Origin of the sequence: Bradyrhizobium sp. CCBAU 53415 (genome assembly GCF_028128735.1) — a bacterium.
Classification (GTDB): Bacteria; Pseudomonadota; Alphaproteobacteria; order Rhizobiales; family Xanthobacteraceae; genus Bradyrhizobium.
This window is the reverse complement of the sequence record NZ_LBJF01000025.1, coordinates 359,846-380,979: the sequence shown is the minus strand read 5'-3', so window position 1 is coordinate 380,979 and position 21,134 is coordinate 359,846. Positions and strand designations below refer to the sequence as shown.

The 21,134-nt window shown below is 63.9% G+C and carries 15 protein-coding genes and 2 pseudogenes; 9 read left to right on the top strand and 8 right to left on the bottom strand.

Annotated elements, in window-relative coordinates:
- Positions 1–59 precede the first annotated feature (59 nt).
- Complete coding sequence (locus tag XH87_RS22795) at positions 60–1,283, top strand: polyhydroxyalkanoate depolymerase (protein WP_271588974.1); 1,224 nt, start codon at positions 60–62, stop codon at positions 1,281–1,283.
- 43 nt (positions 1,284–1,326) lie between these two features.
- Here the strand turns inward: XH87_RS22795 and XH87_RS22790 are convergent, their stop codons facing one another.
- The 4 genes from XH87_RS22790 to XH87_RS22775 all read right to left on the bottom strand — a co-directional run bounded on the left by XH87_RS22790 (position 1,327) and on the right by XH87_RS22775 (position 5,795).
- Positions 1,327–3,729 (bottom strand): CHAT domain-containing protein, encoded by a 2,403-nt coding sequence (locus XH87_RS22790; RefSeq protein WP_271588973.1) that lies wholly within the window; start codon positions 3,727–3,729, stop codon positions 1,327–1,329.
- Positions 3,730–3,739: 10 nt separating this feature from the next.
- Positions 3,740–4,084: a tetratricopeptide repeat protein gene (locus XH87_RS22785; protein ID WP_271588972.1), complete on the bottom strand. Its 345-nt coding sequence runs from the start codon at positions 4,082–4,084 to the stop codon at positions 3,740–3,742.
- A 128-nt stretch (positions 4,085–4,212) separates the two neighbouring features.
- Entirely contained in the window at positions 4,213–4,530 is a 318-nt protein-coding gene (locus tag XH87_RS22780) for a hypothetical protein (RefSeq protein WP_157461200.1), read from the bottom strand.
- The gene (locus XH87_RS22775) at positions 4,527–5,795 is read right to left on the bottom strand and encodes a CHASE2 domain-containing protein (RefSeq protein ID WP_271588971.1); all 1,269 of its coding nucleotides are present in this window, start codon (positions 5,793–5,795) and stop codon (positions 4,527–4,529) included. Before XH87_RS22775 ends, XH87_RS22780 begins: the two co-directional genes overlap by 4 nt.
- Positions 5,796–5,888: 93 nt before the next feature.
- Between XH87_RS22775 and XH87_RS22770 the strand changes: the two are divergent.
- Positions 5,889–6,074, top strand: a pseudogene (locus tag XH87_RS22770) (polyhydroxyalkanoate depolymerase); the annotation flags it as partial.
- Between the two features lie 151 nt (positions 6,075–6,225).
- On the opposite strand, the gene XH87_RS22765 reads toward XH87_RS22770, so the two are convergent.
- Positions 6,226–9,555: an adenylate/guanylate cyclase domain-containing protein gene (locus XH87_RS22765; RefSeq protein WP_271588970.1), complete on the bottom strand. Its 3,330-nt coding sequence runs from the start codon at positions 9,553–9,555 to the stop codon at positions 6,226–6,228.
- A gap of 307 nt (positions 9,556–9,862) precedes the next feature.
- Positions 9,863–10,378, bottom strand: coding sequence for a hypothetical protein (locus tag XH87_RS22760; protein ID WP_271588969.1), 516 nt, complete (start codon positions 10,376–10,378; stop codon positions 9,863–9,865).
- A gap of 347 nt (positions 10,379–10,725) precedes the next feature.
- Between XH87_RS22760 and XH87_RS22755 the strand changes: the two genes are divergently transcribed.
- Positions 10,726–10,863, top strand: coding sequence for a hypothetical protein (locus XH87_RS22755; protein WP_271589168.1), 138 nt, complete (start codon positions 10,726–10,728; stop codon positions 10,861–10,863).
- A 118-nt stretch (positions 10,864–10,981) separates the two neighbouring features.
- Here the strand turns inward: XH87_RS22755 and XH87_RS22750 are convergent, their stop codons facing one another.
- The gene (locus tag XH87_RS22750; protein ID WP_271589159.1) at positions 10,982–12,007 is read right to left on the bottom strand and encodes an AraC family transcriptional regulator; all 1,026 of its coding nucleotides are present in this window, start codon (positions 12,005–12,007) and stop codon (positions 10,982–10,984) included.
- A 188-nt stretch (positions 12,008–12,195) separates the two neighbouring features.
- Between XH87_RS22750 and XH87_RS22745 the strand changes: the two genes are divergently transcribed.
- The 4 genes from XH87_RS22745 (at position 12,196) to XH87_RS22730 (ending at position 16,465) form a co-directional block, all read left to right on the top strand.
- The gene (locus XH87_RS22745) at positions 12,196–12,645 is read left to right on the top strand and encodes a cupin domain-containing protein (protein ID WP_035716309.1); all 450 of its coding nucleotides are present in this window, start codon (positions 12,196–12,198) and stop codon (positions 12,643–12,645) included.
- 104 nt (positions 12,646–12,749) lie between these two features.
- Positions 12,750–14,240, top strand: a complete 1,491-nt coding sequence (locus tag XH87_RS22740) for a flavin-containing monooxygenase (RefSeq protein WP_271588968.1) — start codon at positions 12,750–12,752, stop codon at positions 14,238–14,240.
- Positions 14,241–14,335: 95 nt separating this feature from the next.
- Positions 14,336–15,403 (top strand): hypothetical protein, encoded by a 1,068-nt coding sequence (locus tag XH87_RS22735; RefSeq protein WP_271588967.1) that lies wholly within the window; start codon positions 14,336–14,338, stop codon positions 15,401–15,403.
- Positions 15,404–15,469: 66 nt separating this feature from the next.
- The gene (locus tag XH87_RS22730) at positions 15,470–16,465 is read left to right on the top strand and encodes an NAD-dependent epimerase/dehydratase family protein (RefSeq protein ID WP_271588966.1); all 996 of its coding nucleotides are present in this window, start codon (positions 15,470–15,472) and stop codon (positions 16,463–16,465) included.
- A 21-nt stretch (positions 16,466–16,486) separates the two neighbouring features.
- On the opposite strand, the pseudogene XH87_RS36640 reads toward XH87_RS22730, so the two are convergent.
- Positions 16,487–16,567 (bottom strand): annotated as a pseudogene (locus tag XH87_RS36640) (amino acid ABC transporter substrate-binding protein); the annotation flags it as partial.
- A 112-nt stretch (positions 16,568–16,679) separates the two neighbouring features.
- Here XH87_RS36640 and XH87_RS22725 point away from each other — a divergent pair.
- Together XH87_RS22725 and XH87_RS22720 are read left to right on the top strand one after the other, a co-directional pair.
- A complete protein-coding gene (locus XH87_RS22725; protein WP_271588965.1) occupies positions 16,680–17,873 on the top strand; it encodes an efflux RND transporter periplasmic adaptor subunit in 1,194 nt (397 codons plus the stop codon).
- A 26-nt stretch (positions 17,874–17,899) separates the two neighbouring features.
- Complete coding sequence (locus XH87_RS22720; RefSeq protein WP_271588964.1) at positions 17,900–21,058, top strand: efflux RND transporter permease subunit; 3,159 nt, start codon at positions 17,900–17,902, stop codon at positions 21,056–21,058.
- Positions 21,059–21,134 lie beyond the last annotated feature (76 nt).

Sequence of the window (21,134 nt, the reverse complement as noted above, 5' to 3'; positions counted from 1 at the left end):
CCCGACTGCCGTCTGGCGTCCTTATTGCATAGCAACACCGGACGGATGGGCATTTCAGTATGATGTCGATGTATTATCAGGCCTTTCAAAACCACATGGACCTGACGGCGCCATGGCGCGCGGGGGCTTCGTCCGCGCTCAAATTCCTCCACCTGGTACCTCAGGGCACGTCCGATCAGGTCGTGGGCCGGCTGTCGGCCGCGCTGGAGCTGATCTCGCGCTCGACCCTCACCTATGACCGGCCGGCCTACGGCATCGACAGCGTGACGGTGGGCAACCGCGAAATCGGCGTCACCGAGGAGATCGCCTACGCGACGCCGTTCGGCTCGCTGCTGCATTTCAAGAAAGAGGGCGTGGGCGAGCAGCCGCGCATGCTGCTGGTGGCGCCGATGTCCGGGCATTTCGCAACGCTGCTGCGCGGCACCGTGAAGACGCTGCTGCAGGACCACGACGTCTACATCACCGACTGGCACAATCCGCGCGACATTCCGCGCAGCGAGGGTCGCTTCGGGCTCGACGACTACACCGAGCACCTCATCGACTTCCTCGGACAATTGGGTCCACGCCCGCACATGGTGGCGATCTGTCAGCCGTCCGTCTCCGCGCTCGCGGCCGCCGCGATCATGTGCGAGGACAACCACCCCTCGCGGCCGGCGACGCTGACGCTGATGGCCGGGCCGATCGACACGCGGATCCAGCCGACCAGGGTCAACGACTTCGCCAAGAGCAGGCCGATCGAGTGGTTCGAGCGCAACCTGATCAACTACGTGCCGGTGCAATGCCGCGGAGCGCTCCGCAAGGTCTATCCCGGCTTCGTGCAGCTCACGGCCTTCGTCTCGATGAATCTGGAGCGCCACATCAAGCAGCATCTCGACCTCGCCAACCACATCGCCAAGGGCGAGAAGGAGAAGGCCGCGACGATCAAGACGTTCTACGACGAATATTTCGCCGTGATGGATCTTCCTGCGGAATTCTACATCGAGACCGTGCGCGACGTGTTCCAGGAGCACCTCCTGCCGCAGGGCAGGCTGATGCATCGCGGCCGCCCGGTGAACACCAAGGCCGTCGGCCGCATGGGCCTGATGACGGTCGAGGGCGAGAAGGACGACATCTGCTCGATCGGCCAGACCCTCGCCGCCCAGGACCTCTGCACCGGCGTGCGCGCCTATCGGCGCGTCCACCACATGCAGGCCGGCGTCGGCCATTACGGCGTGTTCTCGGGCAAGCGCTGGAACAACGAGATCTATCCGCTGCTGCGCGATTTCGTGCACGTGAATTCGTGAGGCGCGCGGCTCAATCCGGGCAACGAGACGGTCATCAAACCGATCATCCGGCAGGATCACCGGCAAAGACGAATGGACTCCACATCTGAGGGTGGACGAACCTCGCATCGTCTCCCCTGATCATGTCCTCCATCGCGCTCCGGAGCGCTTCAGCCCGCGAACCAATATTGCCGTCCGCAAGCTTCCTGAACGTTGCAGTCGTCAGCGCCACGGCAGCTTCCGAATCGACAGCCCAGTGGGAGATCAGAAGCGCCCTCGACTGCGCGTAGAAAAACGCCTGGGCTATGCCCGATAACGGCTCATCGGCTTCCGCGGCTCCCGCCGCAGTGTTGCAGGCGGATAGGACGACCCAATCCGCGTCAATCCTCAAGGCCGCGATCTCCGATGAGGAGAGAAACCCGTCGTCTTCCGCCGAAGCGACATCCGGCGGCGTAAGCACCAATCCCGGCTCTGACACCCCCCGCAACCGGGACGCCGTTACGCCGTGGGTCGCGAAGTACAATATGCGATACTTCGCCAACTCACCGGACTGGCTAAGGTTCTTGATCCTCGTCTCGGTTGCGCTTCCGGCCAGAAACATATCGATCCGCGCCTCGTCTCCGTTCCTCCGCGAGGCACGCACGGAGTTCGCAACCGCGCAAAGCTCGTCCACGGTCTCCGGCAGCGGCTGATATCTTCGGATCTGCGCAAGGTCAGCCAATCCGTCTCTATTTCTGCTCAGTTCTGCCAGGTCGCGCGCGCCTGTCGGCGCTCCGCCTCCGATTGCCGCGCATGACGTCCTGCGCCTGGCAAGGTCCGCCGCGGCATCGACATCAGCGGCGGAAGCAGTGGCCGTCGGGTGTCCCGCCAGCACGGGATTGCCGAAGCCGATCATTGCTTGCGATGCGCGCGATTTCAATGCGTTGGAACGCAACGCGAGGAGAGACGATACCGTCGGCAGCACCGAGATCGCCTTCGTCAGCACAAGCCAATCCAGCTTTCGAAGATCCGCCCGCTTTGCTGGTTCGCGGGTGACGAGAAGATGCAGCGGCAGCCTGGTCAGCGCCCCGCTGGTGACGACCAGCAAATTCCTGCTGCCGTCCACCAATTTGCTTCCCGAGAAGAGGCGCCTGTACAGATCGTACGCACGCCCCGCATCGAACGGGAGAGGAGATCCTGCGACCGCTGTCGCTCCGAGCACGTGCTCGCATCGGGACCGAACGGCATCCGCCCAGCTCGCCCGATCGACCCCACATCGCAGGGCCGTAACGAACCCGTCGATTGCCTCACCATCCAGGTCAATCCTTCTCCATTCGACATTGTCCGGACTGACGGCCCACAGGAACGTTTCTCCGGGCAATTTGCCAAACGCCGGGACCGTAACGATCAGAACGAGCACCTCGCCGCGCCGCAAGCTCGCACTGACTTCGTTGAGGCTCTTGGCTCCCGGCATTGCCGCGCTCACATACGAAGGCAAGTTGTCGCCCAACTCGGAATCAATGGAAGCCAATTTGGCGTCGACGTTTCGCATCTCCGCAACGATCTGCGCATATTCGCTGCTAGCCCGCCGACCTGCGTCCCTGAGCTGCGCTCTCTTCTCACTCAACGAGCGCCACAGACTCGCGAGATCCTGCCGCTCTCGAATCTTGCTCGAGTTCGCGGACACCGGAGATCCGTATCGCGCGGCCATTTGACTGACCGCCTCCCCCGCACGCGACATCGTCACCCACTGTCCAAGCTCGAAGGCGCGGGAACTCATCTCCTCGCGTAAGGACGGGTCCTGCTGGGCGGCACGGTAGGCGGCCCTCAGGAAACCGTAGAACGCCGCTTCGTTGACAACGGTCGATCTCGACTCGGCGGCACCGAGAGCCTGCATCGAGAGCAAAGTCGAACCTCGGACCGCGGATACGATCTCAGCGGTCTCCTGCGACCAGTATTCCGCGGAAGCTTTCCAAAGCTGGCGATGAAACGCAACGGCGGCGAGGCCGCCATAGGCCCGCTGTCGATAGCTTGAATCTGATGTCTGCAAGCTCATTGCATCGGCGAAAGCTTTCTCGGACTCATCGAGATGCCCGGCCTGAAGTGCGATGTCGCCGAGCTCGAGAAGTGCAGGCAGGCGCCCCTGCGGACTCAGGCGAATAGAAGCAGCGTACTGTGCCTCAGCTTCGGGGAACCGACCTTGCCGTCTATAGACCCGCCCCAAAGCCTCACGAAAAAATGCCATCTCGGGGTGATTGGGTCCGAGTCCTTTCGCTACGGCATCGACTGCCCGCAGCATGAGTTGCTCGGCCTCAGTCAGGCGGCCGGCCAAGAGTGCAAACTCCGCTTGGCTGCGCAGCGAGTTCGCTTCGCTGACGATCGACTGGCGCTTCTGCCAGTCCTCCTGCGCCACTCCGCCATTCGTTACGATGGCGAGCAGGACAGCGAGGACGATCGTCTTCAGGTAAGCAGGCAGACGACGATACATGGACGCTATCCTAGCGAGGCGGGTTTGCGCGTTTCATCATTTCATTGGCTTCAGCCCACCGCTCGTCCATCGCGTAGAGCGCAACCAGATCGTTTGCCGCGTCGATGGTATGCTGATCGGTCCGTCCGAATGATCGCTCGGCGATATCGAGAGCGCGCTTGAGCACGGGCTCCGCATCGTCGAATGCCTTCCGCAACATGTAAGCCGTCCCCAATGTGTGCAAGTGCGGAAGGAGATCCGGATGACTTGGTCCAACGGCGGCTTCAGCCTGGGCCAATTGCGCTTTCGCGACCGGGATCGCATCGGCAGTACGGCCGGATAGCATCAGTTCGGTCGCCTTATCGGCCTTCCCCATTTGCGTCCATTCCGGCGCCGTTTGAGCCCACCCCGGGGAGAGGTTCAAGGCAAGCGAAGGAAACACGGCAAGACAACATGACCTCGGCGAAATTCTCATCTCAAACACCCGCTTCCGATATTGAAAATTCAGTCATCCGAATCCCGCGTACCGCCGGGGATACCCGGCCGCGGTGAAGAAGAATTGTTGGTGCATTGGCGAATTACGCCGCTGTAAGCACCAGAACAACGTCGCTGGACTGCATTGCCGCCGTTGGGGACAACGAAGCTGATTGTCTCTCCTGCACCCAGGCTGATCGCATGCCCCTCCTCGATCTGCTGACCTGGCGTGAGCGAAGCCGCGCTCGAGGTCAGGATCGTGTACGTTTCCGCGGCAGCATTGCTCATCATGGCAAGGAGCCAGCCGAAGGCCGCGGCCGCCAATCTCGAAAGGGCCAATCGTCTCATCTGCCCACCACTCCCCACCGTCGAACCCGCGCCGCGGCTTCCGTATATTTCCCCACCAGGAACTCAAGAAAAGGCACGACGAAAATTCCGACCAGGCCAACGAACACCAGCGGGCCGACGGGAATGTCGAGGCGAAACAGCAAGAGAAGGACGAACCCCAGCAGCGCTACTCCATATACGCCCCATTCCTTGTGCGTGTGAACGTGATGCGACGAAGAGGCGAACAGGCAGATCAACCCCATGGCAAAAAGCAAGAGCAGCCTCGCCCACGCCGGCATCTCCCTGATGTCTCTATCGCCGTCGATGATTTGCGCAATCGACTGCGCATGGATCATGACGCCAGGGGATAACCGGCCGTCGCGCACGAACAGCGGTGTCTTGTGTTGGTCCCGGTCGACCATGTCGGCGCCGACCAGGACGATACGTCCCTTCAAGAGATCGAGCTCAGCGGGGGAAAGAAGCTTGCCGCCGCTGTCGAGCTCCTCGGACTTGTGCCGACGAACGCTGATCTGGGCGAAGAGCGGCGTCGTTTGATCCTTCGGAGGGAGTAACCATGCGATAACCCCGCTGGCCGGCTGGTGGGTATATCCAGCCGATTTCGCAAGCACTTGCGAAAAGCTTTCGCGCTGGGGGCGCCCCTTGTTGGAGGCGCCAACATAGCGCACCGTCGCGTCGTCCTTGTTGAAGGCACCAGTCTTATGTTCGAGCCACAGGTGCCCGACCGGTACGCCCGAAGCCCGAACAAACTCCTCTTGAGCGTCCAACTGCTCGCGAAAGAGCGAAACGTCACTCGACGCAGCGCTTGCATACCTGTCATCCAATCCGCCGAGCACAACCGGGTGCCGGGCACTGGAGATCGCGCCAATGAGATCCCGATCACCATCGGATCGGCGCTCAATGATGATGTCGAGCCCGATCGCTCTTGGTGCCGCGGAGTCTATCTCATTGACCAGCGCAGCTAGGATTTTTCGAGGAATGGGAGAGACATACGGATAGTCCCGCAGCGCGTCCTCTCCAATTGTCACAATCGCGATATCGGAACGCTGGTCCGGCGCCTGCGTCGCCAGCCAAATCGTTCGCCGGTCCATGCCAATGAGGTCTTCAAGCCGGTCGAGCTCAAGCACCCCCACATTGCCGAGATACTCCCCAACGACTGCAAGACAGGCACAGAATATGACAGCGGCAAGCACTCGAACAGGCTTGCCGTAAACCCATTTCGACAAAGTACAGCCCCCGCTGTAGATCTCCCCGGCTATCTGGGCCAAGATCGAACCAGTTTTCAAGGCTGGATTGGCGCGACAATTGAGATTTCTTCAATTGACAACCTGAGGAAGTCGCGCACCCGGTCGAGAGCAATCGAGAAGGACGACATCTGCTCGATCGGCCAGACCCTCGCCGCCCAGGACCTCTGCACCGGCGTGCGCGCCTGTCGGCGCGTCCACCACATGCAGGCCGGCGTCGGCCATTACGGCGTGTTCTCGGGCAAGCGCTGGAACAACGAGATCTATCCGCTGCTGCGCGATTTCGTGCACGTGAATTCGTGAGTACGCGGCCCCTGGACCGCAGACGGGCAGCGCAGGAAAACGGCACGCCGCTAAAGCGGGATGCGATTAGGATGAATCGTCATCGCGCTTTAGGTTGTCGTTTGAGCATGATCCTTTCGGAAAACCGCAGCGCACTTTTCCGGATCATGATCTAACGCTCTTGCCTGAGCAGCTGCTTCGCGTCCTCGACTTCCGAAAGATTTCGCTCCGCATCGAATTCAACGAGGACGGGAGCGAGCAGCTCGGATGCCGTGCCCGCTCGGCCAGCCGTCCTGTACAGGCGCGCAAGTGCAAGGGCACTGCGCAGCTCGAAAGTCCTCGTCCGTTGGCGTCGGGCGATTTCCAACGCTCGCCTGAGGGCGTCTTCGACACTGGATTCGTTCGAAGGATCATGGCGCGACAGGAGCTCGCCCCGGACGCGGTGCAGCTCGGCATCGAGCCAATGCTGGCCGGATTGCCCCGTCGAGGCGATCAATTCGCTCAAGATTTCCAACCCGGTTTCGACCTGGCCCACCTCTGCATTCGCCACGGCGACATGCATTCCCCAAAACGGTTCGCAGAGGCAGCAATCGTTCTCGTGCAGCAAGGCCCAGCCGTGACGCATGTCCGCCAGTCCGGCCGTTCGGTCTCCGGCACGCCACTTGGCGAGGCCATTCAGGTAGGTGCCGGCGGCGACGTACAGCGGCATCGTATGATCGCGCGCGAGACCGAGCGCCAGGATCGTCTCCGTCTGCTGCAACATGCCTCCGCATAGTCCGTCGAACACGGCGCGATGAACGAGCGCGTTGGCCTGGGAAAGGGCCCGTTTTTCTCCTGGAGCGCTTACCGCTTCGGCGGCGAGCCTGCGCGCACGAGCGACCGCGCCAAGTGGCCAGAGCACCAGGGCAAGAAATCTCATGATCACGAACGGAAGATCCAGCGCCGAAGCCCTGAACATCGCGGGATCCGGTTCGGCATCATAGACCGCCAGCGCCCGCTCGAGATGGGTTCTCGCGTTCGAGTAGTCGCCACCGAACCAGCAGGTGACGCCGCCCGTCCAATGGGCGACGACAGCGGCCACCGGCGAGTCCGGCCGGCGGTCAGCGGCGCTCCTGATGGCATCCGCAAGCTCCCGCATCGGAGCGAACTCGCCGTGGGTCAGGCAGGCATTGAAGAGTCCCGAGTGGACCGGCGCAAGTTCGACGGGATCATCGATATCGGCCGCGAACTGCCGGGCGCGCGTCCAAGCGGCTACGGTCTCGGGAGCACTGTGTCCGAGACTGCCTCGCAAGGCACGACCATAAGCGATTTGGAGATGCAGCCTGCTCATCCTACGGTGAGGCTCATCAGACAGCTCATCGGCGGCGGCAATCGCGTTGCCGAGATGTGCGATCGCCTCGGAATAGGCCGAGCGCTTCAGCGCCTGCTGGCCCGCCTTGCGCCACCATTCGAGGGCGATCTCGTTCAGTCCCGCCTCGGTGAAGTGGTGCGCCAGAACTTCCGGCTCGGTCTCGGCGACGAACGCAAACTTCTCGCGCAGGACATCGCCGATGCGCTTGTGGAGCAGCTGCCGTTTGCTCCTGAGCAGGCCCTCGTAGGCCGCTTCCTGAACGAGAGCGTGCCTGAAGCTGTAATTTGCTTCGGGCGGAGTTCCGCGACGCACCAGCAGCTCGGCCCCTTCGAGCTGTCCCAGCGCGGTGCTCAGCGTCGCATCATCGCGTCCCGCCACATATCTCAGCAGCGCGTATGAAAATTCGCGGCCGATGGCGGCGCCTATTTGCGCCACCTCCTTGACCGGAGCCAGCCGGTCGAGCCGCGCCATCAGCGAATCCTGCAGCGTCGCGGGAATGGCGAGCGGCGGGAACGGACTATCGAGGCGATAGCGTCCGGATTCCTCCACGAGCATTCCGGACTCCAGCACCATCTTGGTCAGTTCCTCGACGAATAGCGGGACACCATCCGTCCTGTCGATGATCTGCTTCATCATCTCGCATGGGAGCTGGCGACCAACCGCCACCTGCTCCACCAGCGCGCGCGTATCCTGCCGGTCCAGTCGGTCGAGCCGCAACAGACTGACGTTGGCAAGGCCCGACCAGGAAGGCTCGAACTCTGGCCGGGACGTCATGAGCACGAGTATCGGCAATCCCCTGATCCGGTCGACCCCGAGATCGAACAGCTCAAGTGTGGTGGCATCGGCCCAATGCATGTCCTCGCAGATGATCAGCAGGGGCTGCTCCCGCGCCAACCCCTCGAGCTGATCGAGAAGCGCAGTAAATGTCTGTCGCCGTTGCTGCGCCGGGCTCAAACCGAGCGGCGGATAGCGGTCGCCGGTTGGAATGGAAAGGAGAGCCGCAATGAGCGGCGTCACCCGGGCGACCTGCTGTGTTCCAAGCGCCAGCATTGCCTCGAGCTTTTCGAGCTTCTGCTCCGACGTGTCGTGGGAACGGATGCCGGCGGCGCGCTCGAGCTGCGCAACAAAGGGATGGAGCGCACTGTTGGTGTGGTAGGGCGAACATTGATATCGCACCCGCCGGTGCGCCTCCAACGCGGGGCTTTCGGACAGCGTTGCGACCATGCGCGACTTGCCGATGCCCGCTTCGCCAGCAATCAACACCATCTGGCCATGCCCCTGCCATGCCAGCCGCTGGCGCGAGAGCACGAACCCGATCTCTTCCTTACGACCGACAAAACCGATCGAGCGCGCCGCGTGGACCGCTTCGAAGCGGCTCTCTGATGCGGTCGCCCCCTCGACGGCCCAGACCGCGATGGATTCGGCTATTCCCTTGACGTCGCGGCGGCCGAGATTGCGAAAAGTGAAGAGATCTCCCAACAGCCGGCGCGTGGACGAAGCAACGACGACCGCCCCCGGCTCCGCCAGGCTCTGGAGCCGGGCAGCGAGATTCGGTGTGTCGCCGATCGTTGCGTGCTCCTCTGACGCATCTCCGCTGACGAGGTCGCCGACCACCACAAGCCCGGTTGCGATTGCGATCCGCAGCTCAACCCGCTCGTCAGCGCCTGTCTTGAGTTGCCCGACCGCAGAGATGATGTCGAGGCCCGCTCGCACTGCCCGCTCTGCATCATCCTCGTGGGCGCGAGGATAACCGAAATAGACGAGTATTCCGTCACCGACGAACCTGGCTATCCTGCCATCATAAGCCGCGATGACGCTCGCGCAGGCGGTGCGATAGGCGCGGATCACTTCCCACATATCTTCGGGATCGAGCCGCGCCGAGAGCGCAGTCGAGCCGACCAGATCGCAGAACATCACGGTGAGGTGTCGCCGCTCGGCGTCCTGAGGAGGAACGGGCGATGCGATCAACGCGGCTGGATCGAGATCCGCAATCGCACGCAGCATCTTGCGGCGATGGCCGAGCAGGACTCCGAGCTTGTCGAAGTCCTCGTCCATCAGTTCGGGAAGGACCCCCATGTCGATCCCATTTTGGGCAAAACGCTCCGCGTATTGCCCAAGCCCCAGCTTCTCGAGCCACTCCGAAATCTGCATGGCTCCCACCGATCGTGAGGTTGGCGGTTAGCAGAATTTTGGACCACGGCGTGCGGGGACAGTATCCCAACGCCATCATGATGGCACGTCTTGTTTGTTGCGCGACAAATTAGGTTGCTCGGTACCGGCACGCGTCCAAGCAGAAACGTCGATGCGAACGCTACCAAAAATCGTCCGCACGCAGCATTGAAGGATGGAGGTTGCCACGCATTGCCGACTACTCGTTCAGAGCTGCAGCCGACCCGGCACCAGGCTTGTGCCCACGGCGCGACGCCGGGCAGGCGTTCTTCCGTGAGCACAGTCGTCTTCACTTCTCGTCCATCGGCACTTCGTAGCTGCGCGCTATCGTTCCCGCCGCAACTTGAAGCGAAGATCCAACCATCCAACAGCCGGCAACAAAGACTAGCAGGCCATTGGGAAGGCTTTGATCAAGGACAAGGATGCTGACGGACAGCGCTGCTGCAATCGCCGCGGTGAATGTTCCGGCCGCACTCATGACCTCAACCGCCTCGGATCCATCGTATTCCTCCGAGATGCTCGAAATCGACGTCCGAGCGAACGTACGCGACAAATCAATTCCAACATAGAAGCTAACTGCTCCGTAGAGCATCGTTAGCAGCACGATCCAGCCGCCGCCGAAAAATTCGCCCTTCTGACGCAGGAGGGTCGCACCCACATAGAGACCGCAAGTGGCCCCAACGGCTGCGAGGCCAATTCTCTCGAGAAGATGGACCGACTTGATCAGACTCGAACGAGCAATCCGAAAACTGCCGGCGTATCTTGTCAGGGACAATGCACTGTAAACTTCATTGCTTAGCTTCATGGGGGCTCCTTGGTAAGTAGCAGCCTACCGGCCGACCCCGAATAGGAGCTGCGTCAACCCGTTTCGCGATGCTCTTGATTCCAATTTCTGAAAGATCTGTGCTGAGTGATGGGACTGGCGTCCTCGTGAGCAGGACCAGAACCAATCCAAAGCTGCGAGCACGCGGCGTCGCAGGCACTGCATCTCACCCGTGTCTGTCAGTTAGCTCCGGGTGCGGCAATTTCTTGCTGGAGTCATAGCTCGAAAAGAAAGTGGTGGAATATGAGACGGTTCACATGCCGCAGTTCCCCGTCGCTCGATCCGGTCACGATTTCAGGAGGACAGCCTGCAGCCGGCCGAGCTCGCGCATGCTGCGCCGCTGCCTCGACACCCCAGTGGATTCCGCCGGCGATGCGATCCCGACGCCCTACTCGGTGCAGGCCGACGTCGAGGGATTCCTGCGCAGGCATGCGGCGGAAGACAATACGACGCGGTCGCGGAAGTAGATCCGGCCGGCCGAGTGCGGAATGCGTGTTGGTTGGATCGGCGCGAGCCGAACACTTACCTCTCCCCATCGGGGAGAGGTAAACCGCGGACAGCTGCCCGAGTTCACTTCACCACTCGCTAGCTCATCCTTCGCCGCAGCGTGGCCGAAGGCGTCTCACCGAATTTCTCGCGGTAAGCGCCGGCCATGCGGCCGAGATGGGTGAAGCCGAGATCGAAGGCGAGGTCGGTGATGGAGACACCGGCGGAAGCCTGTGCGAGGCGGGCGTGGAGGCCAGCGAGCCGCATGTCGAGCAGCATCTGGGAAATGGACACGCCGAAGTGACGGCGGAAGCCCAGCTGGAGCGCGCGGATGCCGATGCCTGAGACACAGGCGAGTTGCGCAAGATCGAGCGGCTCGCCGGCATTGTCCGCCAGATGGTCGCGCGCGGCGCGGAGGGCACGCGGCAGGCGCTCGGCCTGCCCCGAGAACGTCCTGATCGCATCCGACAGGCCGTGCCGCTGCCCGTTGAGGAGATGATCGAGCAGCAGTTCGCGCCAATCGGCCATCGCCACCGGCGAAAGCCTGCCTGATGGCCCGAGACGTTCGGCAAGCGTCATCAGCCCGGCTAGGCTGGTCTGCAAGGCCCGCCCGGACGGCGCGTCCAGCTCGATCGCGGGATCGAACTCGACCACCCCGGTCGCCCTGCCCGACAACGCCGCAGCGCGCTGCTCGACCATGCGGCGGTCGAGCAGCAGGATCGCCTGCGCGCAGCCAGCCCAGATCATCCGGGTGGGGATGGTCGGCGACAGCAGCGACGCCGTCCGGTCCGGCGCGACATCGAGCTCGCTGACGCCGGCGCGAATGCGGGCGGTGCCCGCGAGCGGGACCTGCACCAGGAAGAAGCGCTCGAGGCAGCCGGGATCGATACTGACCGATCCGCCATAGGCCACGTAATTGATGGAGAAGCCGTCGAAATCAGCGCAATTGTGCCGGGCGGAGAACCCGTCCGCCCGTGCCTGCGTCGGCCTCAGATCGTGCGGACAGAAGATGCGCCCGATCTGCTCGGCGGCTTCGTCGACATCATCCGTGGTGACGCGGGCGAAGGCCGCGAGCCGCTCGGCTGCGGGCGCCCTTGCGCTCATTTCCAGCACGGCTGCGGACATCATCGACCACGCTTCGCGTCACGGAATTGCTTTAAGCCTATAATAGTTTCCGCGAGGCGAAAAGGGCCGCCCCCGTGAAATCACCGCGCTGCATGGCAACAGCCGTATTCGGATTCGTTTAGCGGATAGACAGACGGCCCCTGGCTGGTCGAAGCTCCGTACCCGCCGGTATCCATGAGGAGGTGAGCATGACCGCACTCGAAAAGGGCATTACCGCGAACGGCACAGGCTACGGCGGCAAGAGCTGGAACATCCTCGGCCAAGTCTATTTCCCGAAGGCCGTCACCGACTCCACCTTCGCCTTCGAGACCAACAGCGATCCCGGCCAGTTCGTGCCGGTGCACATCCATCCGACCCAGGACGAGTTCATCCTGGTGCAGGAAGGCACGCTCGACCTCAAGCTCGACGGTCAGTGGGTCAGGGCTCATGCCGGCGATCTCGTCCGCATGCCCCGCGGCATCCCGCACGGCTATTTCAACAAGTCCGACAAGCCGTGCCGCGCGCTGTTCTGGGTCTCGCCGATGCAGAAGCTGGAGGCGCTGTTCAACCAGCTCCACAACCTGACCGACCCTGCCGAGGTCGTCCGCATCTCCGCGCTGCACGAGGTCGACTTCCTGCCGCCCGAAGCCAACGACTAGGCAGCCGGCTTCCCGGCCACGTTCATCTGCTTGCAGCCCGGCCGGCCGCGCCTCGCGGCCGAACGTGGCCGCTTGCGCAAAACACACTGATTGCGAGCAATCCCATGGTCAGCCCCAAGCATGTCTGCGTGATCGGCGCCGGCGTCTCCGGCCTTGCCGCCGCAAAGGCGTTCTCCACCCGCGGCCACCGCGTCACCATCGTCGAGCGCAGCGCCGATCTCGGCGGCGTCTGGGAGCCGGCGCGCTCCTATCCCGAGGTGCAGACCCAGAGCCCGAAGGAGCTCTACCGCTACACCGATCGCGCCATGCCGGACGCCTATCCGGAATGGCCGACCGGACCGCAGGTCCATGCCTATCTCGCCGACTACGCCGGGAGTTTTGGCCTCGACCGCATGCTGCGCCTGAACACGGAGGTCGCGGGCATGGCGCGCCGCGCCGACGGCAAGCCGGGCTGGACACTCGCGCTGAAGGACAGGGACGGCAGGAGCACGAGCGAGAGTTTCGATTTCGTCGCCGTCTGCACCGGACAGTTCAACGAGCCGCGAGAGCTGCATTGCCTCGGCGAGGACGCATTCCTGGCACAGGGCGGCCAGATCCTGCATTCGTCGAAATACGGCGATCCGACGCTGGCGAAGGGACGCCGCATCGTCGTGCTCGGCGGTTCGAAGTCGGCGACCGACATCGCGGTCAACGCGGTGAAATCGGGCGCCCGCGAGGTCACCATCGTGATGCGCGAGCCGGTCTGGCGCATTCCCTATTTCATCGGCGGCCTCGTGAACTTCAAGCGCATCCTCTACATCCGCGCGCAGGAGGAGATGTTTCCGGGCTGGGGCATCAGCGCGATGGGACGGCTCGCGCATCGCATCGCCGCGCCGCTGGTGTGGGCGAACTGGCGCGGGCTGGAGAGCCTGCTGAAGGCGCAGCTCAAGCTCGGCCGCTGCAACATGGTGCCGAAGGAGCGGATCGAGGACGGCGTCAACTGCTCGGTACCGATCGCAACGCCGGACTTCTATCCGATGGTCGCCGACGGCCGCATCAAGGCGGTGTTCGGCACGTTCGACCACTATGAAGGCGACAGCATCGTGATGAGCGGCGGCGAGCGCGTCAGTGCCGATGTCGCGGTGCTCGCGATCGGCTACAAGCTCGGCGTGCCCTTCCTGCCCGAAGCCTATCGGCAGAAGCTGGTCGATGCCGACGGGCAGTACCGGCTCTATCGCCTGATCGCCAATCCCGATCTGCCCGAGCTCGGCTTCGTCGGCTTCAACTCGTCGTTCTGCACCGTGCTCTGCGCCGACCTCGCCGCCAACTGGCTGGTGCGCTATGCCGACGGTCAGCTCACCAACCAGCCGACGGCGCAGGCGATGCGCGACAACATCGAGATGATGCTGCACTTCAAGCGGGTCGAGCGGCCCGCTGCGGGCGTCTATGGCGGCCTGTGCGTCGCGCCCTATCATTACCGCCATTTCGACGAGCTGATGGCCGACATCGGCGCGAAGCAGCAGAAACGCGGCGGGCTCGCAGGGCGCTTCCAGCCGCCGGATGCGGATGACTATGCGAAGTTCCTGGCGACGGCGCCGGACTACCAGGCGGCATAAGGACAAGAATTGCGGCTGAGCGGGATTTGCATCTCGCCAGCCCTCGCCTCCGACGCTTACGATCTCCCTGGCCACCGAATCGATGGGAAACGGCCATGGGACCCAGACGTCTTGCCATCTTTGCGGCTGTTGCCTTCTTCGTCGCAGCGTCCGCCGCCGGCCAACAGCGCGCGCTCACGCCCCGGCAGTCGGAGGCGGTCGCCGCCTATGACAAGGCCCTTGGCGAGTTCAAGTCAATCCTGGCCGAACGGCGACGCCAGATCGACGCCAAGGAGCCGCTGCCGAATCTGCCGGGGCAGGCGCTCTATCTCGCGCGCGTCGCCGTGATCAGTGCTTACAAGGATCTCACCGACGCCATGCCGTCGCGAATCGGCCGGCCCAACAAGTTCGAGATTCCGCCGGCCTATTTCGATGCCGACATCGAACCTCTGATCGACGAATATTCAAAGCTGTTCGACGTCATGGAGGCGCCGCCGGCGACTGCGCAGAACTCGGCAACGCCGTTCAAGGACGTCGTGGATCTCGCTACGGTGATCGCGCGCGCCAAGGGACTTGCACCTCACCACGCGGACGCTGCGGGGCGCATCAGCCTCGGGCTGTTCTTTGCCGAGACCAACGGCAAGCAGAACGTCCGCAACGGACGCTCGAACACCTACATGGGCAGCTTCCAGACCGGCCCCTCCGAGGACCGCAACGGCCACAGGAAGTGGCAGGCCATCAAGGACGAGATCGCGGCGATCGATCCGCACCTGAGCGCGCGCGACGACAAGGAGGAGGCGCGGGCCCGTGGCACCGACTACCGCTTCAACCACTGGACCAACGTGCGCGACGGCCTGATGAACGCGCACGCCGACCTGTTCCGTGAGATCCCTGGAATCGTGAAGACGCTGCCCGACCCGATCGACCAGATGAAGCTGTTCGAGCTGATCCAGATCGTGCCGACCCCGACGCGGTCCGCGCTCAAGTCGGGCGACCTCCTGAACTACAGGGTGTCCAGCCCCACGATCATGAAGCACCTGCGCAACAACAGCATTTTTGCATTCGGCCGGGCCGACCGGGCGCGCAGCTCGGCAAGCTATCGCGAGATCCTCGCTGCGATGTGGCTGTTCAACCGGAAGTTCGAGAAGGCGATGACGAAATACGCGGAGATCAAGGCGCGCTGATGGATCGGTTGCAACCGCTACCGGACGTTGTAGTCTCGCGATCTCATCGGCGAAACGGATCACCTCATGCGCATCCTCATTCTCGGCGGGACCCAGTTTCTCGGCCGGGCGATTGCAAGCCACGCCTGTGCCGCCGGCCACGAGGTGACCTGCGCGGCCCGCGGCCTTGCGGGGCCGATTGCGGCGGGCGCCCGCTTCGTGCGGATCGACCGCGACATGGCCGCCGGTCTTGCGCCGCTTGCGAGCGAGACATTCGACGCCGTGGTCGATGTCGCGCGTCATCCCGGCCAGGTTCGGCGCGCGGTCGCCGCGCTGAAGCGGCCGGGGGTGCATTGGACCTTCGTGTCGACGATCAGTGTGTATGCGGACAACCGCATCCCGGGGCAACGCGCCGACACCGCGTCGCTGCGCGAGCCTGTTGACGCGGAGATCGAGCAAAGCACCGATGCCATCTACGGCGCCGCCAAGGTCGCCTGCGAGCAAACGGTCGGCAACGACGCCTTCATCTGCCGCGCCGGCCTGATCGCCGGGCCGGAGGACCCGACCGGACGGTTCGCCTACTGGCCGGCGCGGCTGGCGCGCGGCGGCGAGGTGCTGGCGCCGGGATCGCCGGAGGATCCCGTCCAGTTCATCGACGTGCGCGACCTCGCGCAATGGATCGTGCATGCGGCGGAGATTCGCCTCACAGGCATCTATGACGGGATCGGGCCAATTCGCACGCGCGGCGAATTCCTGGCCGAGTGCGCAGCCGCGCTCAATGCGTCCTGCACCTTCACCTGGGTCGATCACGTCTTTCTCGAGGCGCACGACGTGCGGCGCTGGGCGGGTCCGCGGTCGCTGCCGATGTGGCTGCCATTGCCCGACTTCGCCGGCTTCCTGACACGCGACACCTCGCCGGCGCGCGGGGCCGGACTGACCTCGCGACCGGTCGCGGTCACCGCACGCGACACGCTTCATTGGCTCGACGCCAGCAACGGCCCGGTCATCGGGCTGACCGCCGATGAAGAGCGGGACGTGCTTGCGGCCTGGCATGCGCGAGGGACAGCTGCGACCGGAGTCTGACCCGATCGTGCTGACGGACCATTCCGTCCGGATCGGTGCGTCCTTCAGGCCATTGTTGTCGTCGGCCTTGCGCAACGTGCCGTTGGTCGTGGCCTCGTTCAAGGCCACATGGCCGATTACAGCGCAAGCCCGGTGACTGCCATGGCTATGGTGTTCCACGGCCAGTCATTTGTTGCTAGCCTGCCACCGACAGACACTCATCGGGGACCACCGAATGACCTCAGCGAATCCCGCATCTCCCGCACGGCGCAATGGAGCGTGGAGACATATCGGGCGGGGACTGGCCGCAGCAGTGGCCGTGGCCGTGCTCGCCGGCTGCGAGGACAAGAACACGTTCGTGGCGCCGCCGCCGCCCAAGGTGGACGTCGCGACGCCGGTGCAGCGTCCGGTGACGCGCTACATCGAGGCCACCGGCAACACCGCGCCGATCAAGAGCGTCGATCTCGTCGCGCGCGTGCAGGGCTTTCTGCAGACGATCGACTATCAGGACGGCGCCTTCGTCAAGCAGGGCACCCAGCTGTTCACGATCGAGCCGGAGACCTACAAGCTCAAGCTCGAGCAGGCGCAGGCAGCCGAGGCCGGCGCGCAGGCCTCGCTCCGGCAGGCGGAGACCGACTACAAGCGGCAGGCCGAGCTGGTGCAGCGCCAGGCCGTCTCGCAGGCCACGCTCGACACCTCGACCTCGAACCGCGACAACGCGCAGGCCAACCTCCAGCAGGCCCAGGCCAACACCAGGCTCGCCGAGGTCAATTACGGCTACACCAAGGTCACGGCGCCGTTCGACGGCATCGTCAGCGCGCATCTGGTCTCGATCGGCGAGCTCGTCGGCGTCTCCTCGCCGACCCAGCTCGCCACCATCGTCGCGATGGACCCGATCTACGTGAACTTCACCGTCAACGAGCAGGACGTGCTGCGTATCCGCGCAGAGGCGGTGCGCCGCGGACTGACGCCCGCCGACCTCAAGCAATTCCCGATCGAGATCGGGCTCCAGACCGAGACCGGCTATCCGCATGAAGGCAAGCTCGACTACGTCTCGCCGACCCTCAACCAGTCGACGGGCACGCTGGCGGTCCGCGGCCTCGTTCCCAACGACAAACGGGTGCTGCTGCCCGGCTATTTCGTCCGCGTCCGCGTGCCTTTCGACCAGGAGAAGAACGCCCTGCTCGTTCCCGACACTGCGCTCGGCAGCGACCAGGGCGGCCGCTATCTGCTGGTGGTCAACGGCGACAACGTGGTCGAGCAGCGCAAGGTGCAGATCGGCCCCGTCGACAACGGCCTGCGCGTGATCGAGAGCGGCTTGAAGCCGGACGACAGAGTCGTGACCGCAGGGCTGCTGCGGGTGATTCCCGGCCAGAAGATCGACCCGCAGGTGACGAAGATCGACCAGTCCCAGGCGTCTGCCAAGTAATACCTGCCGAGTAGGAGCCGCCGGCCATGATCTCAAAATTCTTCATCGAGCGGCCGGTCCTCTCGAACGTCATCGCGCTGCTGATGATCCTGATCGGCGGCGTCGCGCTGTTCAACCTCGCGATCGCGCAATACCCCGACGTGGTGCCGCCGACGGTGCAGGTCACCACGCGCTATCCCGGCGCCAGCGCCAAGACCGTGATCGACACGGTCGCCTTGCCGATAGAACAACAAGTCAACGGCGTCGAGGACATGCTCTACATGCAGTCCTACAGCGGCTCCGACGGCACCTACACGCTGACCGTGACCTTCAAGATCGGCACCGATCTCAACTTCGCGCAGGTGCTGGTGCAGAACCGCGTCTCCAGCGCGCTGTCGCAATTGCCGCAGGCGGTGCAGAACCAGGGTGTCACCGTGCAGAAGCGCTCGACCTCGATCCTGCTGTTCGTGACGCTGACCTCGCCGGACGCAAAGTACGACAGCCTGTATCTGAGCAACTACGCCACCATCAACATTCGCGACGAGCTCTCGCGCCTGCCCGGCGTCGGCAACGTCACGGTGTTCGGCGCCGGCCAGTATTCGATGCGAATCTGGCTCGATCCCAACAAGCTGCAAGCCCGTGGCCTGGTGCCGCAGGACGTGATCCAGGCGATCCAGCAGCAGAGCCAGCAGGTCTCGGCCGGCCAGGTCGGCGCGCCGCCGACGCCGCCGGGACAGGCTTTCCAGTACACGCTCAACGTCAACGGACGGCTCGACGACGCCGGCCAGTTCGAGAACATCATCGTCAAGTCGGGCAGCAACGGCGACGTCACGCGGGTGCGCGACGTCGGCTGGGTCGAGCTCGGCGCGCAGACCTACAGCCAGATCTTCTCGCTCAACAAGCAGCCGGCCGTCGGCATCGGCGTCTTCCAGTCGCCCGGCGCCAACGCGCTCGAGGTCGAGCGGGCCGTCGAGAAGAAGATGGCCGAGCTCGCCAAGCGGTTTCCGGAAGGCATCAAGTACGACACGCCGTTCGACACCACCAAGTTCGTCGAGGCCTCCGTGCACGAGGTCTACATGACGCTGATCGAGGCCGGCCTGCTGGTGCTGGTCGTGATCCTCGTGTTCCTGCAGGACTGGCGCGCGATGCTGGTGCCGGCGACGACGGTGCCGGTGACCATCATCGGCGCCTTCGCCGCCATGGCCGCGCTCGGCTTCACCATCAACATGTCGACGCTGTTCGCGATCGTGCTCGCGATCGGCATCGTCGTCGACGACGCCATCGTCGTGGTCGAAGGCGCCGCCCACAACATCGAGCAGGGCATGAACGGCCACGACGCTGCGATCAAGGCGATGGACCAGCTGTTCGCACCGATCGTCGGCATCACGCTGGTGCTGATCTCGGTGTTCCTGCCGGCCTCGTTCCTCGCAGGACTCACCGGACGAATCTATTCGCAATTCGCGCTGGTGATCGCCGCGACCGCGCTGCTGTCCGCCATCAACGCCGCGACCTTGAAGCCGACGCAATGCGCGCTCTGGCTGCGGCCGACGGTGCCGCCGGAGCAGCGCAATTTCTTCTATCGAGGTTTCAATGCGGTCTACAATCGCGTCGAGCGCGGCTACACGAGGCTGATCACGTTCCTCGTGAAGCACGCCACCATCTCGGTCGCGTTCGCGCTGCTGGTCATCGGAGCCAGCGGCTACGGTCTGTCGCGGGTGCCGACCGGCTTCCTGCCGATCGAGGACCAGGGCTATCTGATCGCCGCCGTGCAGCTGCCCGACGGCGCCGCACTGGAGCGGACGCAAGCCGTGCTCGACAGGGCGAGCGAGCTGATCAAGGACACCCCGGGCGTCCAGCAGGTCATCACCATCGCCGGCATCTCCGCACTCGACAACAGCGCCAGCCTTGCCAATGCCGGCGTCGCCTACATCATCCTGAAGGATTGGGAGGCCCGCAAGGGGCCCGGCGAGGATCTGCGCTCGCTGGTCTACGGACTGAACGACAAGCTCGCGACCATCATGGAGGCGCGCACCATCGTGCTGCCGCCGCCGCCGATCCAGGGTATCGGCAACGCGGCCGGCTTCTCGATGCAGGTCGAGCTGCGCGACGGCAACAGCGATTTCGCCAAGCTGCAAGCCATCACCGGCGCGATGGTCTCCAACGGCCAGAGCCAGAGCGCGCTGCAGCGCGTGCAGTCCTCGTTCCGCTCCTCGGTGCCGCAGTTCAACGTCGAGATCGACCGCGTCAAGACCCAGACCCTGCACGTCACCACCGACCAGGTGTTCTCGGCGCTGTCGACCTATCTCGGCTCGTCCTTCGTCAACCAGTTCAACAAGTTCGGCCGCGTGTTCCAGGTCTACACCCAGGCCGATGCGGCATTCCGCGTCACCGAGCGCGACATCGCCAACATGCAGGTGCGCAACTCGAACGGCGACATGATCCCGATCGGCACCGTCGCCAAGATCACGCCGGCCACCGGCCCGTCGCTGATCAGCCTCTACAACCTCTATCCGTCCTCGACCGTGATCGGCCTGCCGGCCCAGGGCTACTCCTCCGGCCAATCCCTGAAGCTGATGGAGGAGATCGCGGACAAGACGCTGCCGCCCGGCACCGGTTATGAATGGACTGCGATGTCGTATCAGGAGAAGGCGGTCTCGAACCAGATCTACTGGGTGTTCGGCCTCGCCATGCTGCTGGTCTATCTCGTGCTCGCCGGACAGTATGAGAGCTGGTACGCGCCGATCTCGGTGATCCTCGCGGTGCCGCTGTCGCTGCTCGGGCCGATGCTGATCCTCTCCGGGCTCAAGATCGACAACAACCTCTATTGCCAGATCGGCCTGATCCTGCTGATTGCACTCTCGGCCAAGAACGCCATCCTGATCGTCGAGGTCGGGCTCGAGCTGCACGGCCGCGACGGCAAGCCGATCCTGGAGTCCGCCATCGAAGCCGCGCGCGCCCGCTTCCGCCCGATCCTGATGACCTCGTTCGCCTTCATCCTCGGCGTGGTGCCCCTGGTGCTCGCCACCGGCGCCGGCGCCAGCGCCCGCAAGTCGATCGGCATCACCGTGTTCTCGGGCATGCTGGCCTCGACCTGTCTCGCGGTGCTGTTCGTGCCCGCCTTCTTCGTGGTGGTGCAGCGCTTCGAGAACTGGCGCGCGTCGAAGAAGGCGCCGAAGGTGGAGAAGGTGGCGGAGGTGAAGACCTAGGCGCCGAACATCCACATCGTCATTGCGAGCGCAGCGAAGCAATCCAGAATCTTTCCGCAGTGAGAGTCTGGATTGC

Bases quoted from the DNA above. Each gene is read 5' to 3' on its own strand.
- XH87_RS22795 (WP_271588974.1), top strand. From the start codon at position 60: ATGATGTCGATGTATTATCAGGCCTTTCAAAACCACATGGACCTGACG.
- XH87_RS22790 (WP_271588973.1), bottom strand. From the start codon at position 3,729: ATGTATCGTCGTCTGCCTGCTTACCTGAAGACGATCGTCCTCGCTGTC.
- XH87_RS22785 (WP_271588972.1), bottom strand. From the start codon at position 4,084: ATGGGGAAGGCCGATAAGGCGACCGAACTGATGCTATCCGGCCGTACT.
- XH87_RS22780 (WP_157461200.1), bottom strand. From the start codon at position 4,530: ATGAGACGATTGGCCCTTTCGAGATTGGCGGCCGCGGCCTTCGGCTGG.
- XH87_RS22765 (WP_271588970.1), bottom strand. From the start codon at position 9,555: ATGCAGATTTCGGAGTGGCTCGAGAAGCTGGGGCTTGGGCAATACGCG.
- XH87_RS22760 (WP_271588969.1), bottom strand. From the start codon at position 10,378: ATGAAGCTAAGCAATGAAGTTTACAGTGCATTGTCCCTGACAAGATAC.
- XH87_RS22755 (WP_271589168.1), top strand. From the start codon at position 10,726: ATGCTGCGCCGCTGCCTCGACACCCCAGTGGATTCCGCCGGCGATGCG.
- XH87_RS22750 (WP_271589159.1), bottom strand. From the start codon at position 12,007: ATGTCCGCAGCCGTGCTGGAAATGAGCGCAAGGGCGCCCGCAGCCGAG.
- XH87_RS22745 (WP_035716309.1), top strand. From the start codon at position 12,196: ATGACCGCACTCGAAAAGGGCATTACCGCGAACGGCACAGGCTACGGC.
- XH87_RS22740 (WP_271588968.1), top strand. From the start codon at position 12,750: ATGGTCAGCCCCAAGCATGTCTGCGTGATCGGCGCCGGCGTCTCCGGC.
- XH87_RS22735 (WP_271588967.1), top strand. From the start codon at position 14,336: ATGGGACCCAGACGTCTTGCCATCTTTGCGGCTGTTGCCTTCTTCGTC.
- XH87_RS22730 (WP_271588966.1), top strand. From the start codon at position 15,470: ATGCGCATCCTCATTCTCGGCGGGACCCAGTTTCTCGGCCGGGCGATT.
- XH87_RS22725 (WP_271588965.1), top strand. From the start codon at position 16,680: ATGACCTCAGCGAATCCCGCATCTCCCGCACGGCGCAATGGAGCGTGG.
- XH87_RS22720 (WP_271588964.1), top strand. From the start codon at position 17,900: ATGATCTCAAAATTCTTCATCGAGCGGCCGGTCCTCTCGAACGTCATC.